The sequence below is a fragment of the Pseudomonas sp. GM84 genome, from assembly GCF_000282535.1.
Taxonomy (GTDB): Bacteria; Pseudomonadota; Gammaproteobacteria; order Pseudomonadales; family Pseudomonadaceae; genus Aquipseudomonas.
In genome coordinates this window covers 1-2,471 of the sequence record NZ_AKJC01000243.1, presented here as the reverse complement: position 1 = coordinate 2,471, position 2,471 = coordinate 1, and the positions used below count along the sequence as shown (strand labels likewise).

The window sequence follows — 2,471 nt, the reverse complement described above, 5'->3', positions numbered from 1 at the left end:
CGTCCAGCGAGCGGGATTTGCCTTCATGGGCTTGCCGGCGATGAGGCCGGTAGCATCACAACGGATAGTGCTTCAACTCCCGCGCAATCAGCATCCGCTGAATCTCGCTGGACCCTTCATAGATCTGGGTAATCCGCGCATCCCGGTAATGCCGCTCCACCGGGTAATCCTCCAGGTAGCCATACCCCCCATGCACCTGGATCGCCATCGAACAGACCCGCTCAGCCATCTCCGAGGCGAACAGCTTCGCCTGTGAAGCCTCCGACAAGCACGGCTTGCCAGCCGTGCGCAGGCGCGCGGCGTGGAGGATCAGCAGCCGCGCGGCATTGACCTGAACCTGCATGTCGGCCAGCAGGTTGGCGATGCTCTGGTGCTCGTTGATCGGCTTGCCGAACTGCACCCGATCACGCGAGTACACCAGCGCCGCCTCGAACGCCGCACGGGCAATCCCCAGCGCCTGGGCGCCAATGCCGATACGCCCACCTTCGAGGTTGGACAGGGCAATGGCCAGGCCCTTGCCGCGCGCGCCCAGCAGGTTGGCGGCAGGGATGCGGCAGTTGTCGAAGGTCACGGCGCAGGTGTCGGAGGCGCGAATGCCCATCTTGTGTTCGCTGCGGTCGACCTTGAAGCCTGGGTTGTCGGTCGGCACCAGGAAGGCCGACAGGCCTTTCTTGCCCAGGTCCGGGTCGGTCACCGCAAAGACGATCGCCAAGCCCGCACGGCGGGCGTTGCTGACGAACTGCTTGGCGCCGTTGATCACCCATTCACCGTCAACCAGCTCGGCCCGGGTGCGCAGGTTGTGCGCCTCGGAGCCCGCCTGCGGCTCGGTCAGGCAGAAGCAGCCGATCACCTCGCCAGTGGCCAGCCGTGGCAGCCACGCCTGCTGTTGCTCAGGCGTGCCGTAGGCCAGCAGCGGGCCGCAGCCCACCGAGTTGTGGATGCTCATCATCGCCCCGGTAGCGCCGCATCCAGCGGCGATTTCCTCGACAGCCAGGGCATAGGCGACGTAGTCGGTGTAGCTGCCACCGAATTCCTCCGGCACCACCATGCCCAGCAGGCCCAGTTCGCCCATCTTGCGCACCACGCCGTCATCGATCCAGCCGGCCTTTTCCCACGCCTGGGCGTGCGGGGCGAGTTCGCCACGGGCGAAGTCCCGGGCCATGTCGCGGATCATGATCTGCTCTTCGCTCAGTTCCAGGTCTTGCATTGCTGTACTCCCGGGTTCACAGGCCTTCGAAGAATTGCTCGACCCGCTGGCGTTGCAGGCCGGCCAGGGAAGGCGGGTTCCAGCGCGGCTGCTTGTCCTTGTCGATGATCAGGGCGCGCACGCCCTCGATGATGTCGCCGTACTGGAACCACTGGCGGTCCAGGTGCAGCTCCAGGGCGAAGCAGTCTTCCAGCGCCAGATGACGGCCACGGCGCAGCATCTCCAGAGTAACCGCCATCGCCAGCGGCGAGCGGCTTTCCAGCTGGTCGGCGGTGGCCAGGGCCCATTGATGGCTGTCGCCGATGCTGACGGCACGCAGTTGTTCGATGATCGCCGCCGGGTCGGGCAGGGCGAAGAAGTGGTCGATGGCCGGGCGCAGCTTCTCCAGCGGCGCGTCGTCCAGGGTCTGGCTGCCGAGCTTGGCCAGCAGGTTCTGCAGGTCCTTGAGCGGGTGCTCGGTGAAGCTCAGGTGGTCCAGGCCTTCATCCAGGGCCGCGAGCTTGTCGCTGGGCAGGTACCAGTCGGCAAGCCCGCAGTACAGCGCGTCGGCGGCCTGGATCTGGGCACCGCTGACGCCCAGGTAGGTGCCCAGCTCGCCCGGAATGCGCGACAGGAAATAGCTGCCGCCGACATCCGGGAAGTAGCCGATGCCGACCTCGGGCATGCCCAAGCGGCTGCGCTCGGTGACGATGCGCAGGTCGCAGCCTTGGGCCAGGCCCATGCCGCCACCGAGGGTGAAGCCATCCATCAGCACCAGCACCGGCTTGCGGTAGCGGTGGATCAGCAGGTCGAGGGCGTATTCCTCGACGAAGAAGTCTTCATGCAGCGTGTCGCCGGCCTTGTAGCTGTCGTACAGCGAGCGGATATCGCCGCCGGCGCAGAAGCCCTTGGGGCCTTCGCCGCGCAGCACCACGGCCAGCACCTGCGGGTCTTCGGCCCAGGCGTCGAACTGCTGGCGCAGGCTGCGCACCATGTCGAGGGTCAAGGCATTGAGGCCGGCGGGGCGGTTGAGGGTGAGGTGGCCAATCTGGTTGCGGACCTCGGCCAGTACATGAGCCGTTGCCGAGGTATGAGCGTGCGCGGTCATCGCGTTCTCCCTGCTTTGTTATTGATTTTCCAAGTGAAGTTTGGAGGGCGCTGGAGTATCGCGAGATCGTGGCATGCGAATTTACCTTGCACAATTGGCAAAAGTGCAGGGGTAGCCTGCATTTTTGCCATGGTGCATGGGTTGAGTTCTTCAGCGCAGTCAAGATCGAGCGCCGCC

At 65.4% G+C, this 2,471-nt stretch carries 3 protein-coding genes; all 3 read right to left on the bottom strand.

Annotated features, from left to right (window positions below):
• Positions 1-55 precede the first annotated feature (55 nt).
• Positions 56-1,207, bottom strand: coding sequence for an acyl-CoA dehydrogenase family protein (locus PMI38_RS19300; RefSeq protein WP_008097430.1), 1,152 nt, complete (start codon positions 1,205-1,207; stop codon positions 56-58).
• Positions 1,208-1,223: 16 nt separating this feature from the next.
• Complete coding sequence (locus PMI38_RS19295) at positions 1,224-2,294, bottom strand: enoyl-CoA hydratase/isomerase family protein (protein ID WP_043273961.1); 1,071 nt, start codon at positions 2,292-2,294, stop codon at positions 1,224-1,226.
• On the bottom strand, positions 2,291-2,471 hold a 181-nt coding region (locus PMI38_RS27585), incomplete at its 5' end, for a hypothetical protein (protein ID WP_238540205.1). The genes PMI38_RS19295 and PMI38_RS27585, both read right to left, overlap by 4 nt.

Bases quoted from the DNA above. Each gene is read 5' to 3' on its own strand.
- PMI38_RS19300 (WP_008097430.1), bottom strand. From the start codon at position 1,207: ATGCAAGACCTGGAACTGAGCGAAGAGCAGATCATGATCCGCGACATG.
- PMI38_RS19295 (WP_043273961.1), bottom strand. From the start codon at position 2,294: ATGACCGCGCACGCTCATACCTCGGCAACGGCTCATGTACTGGCCGAG.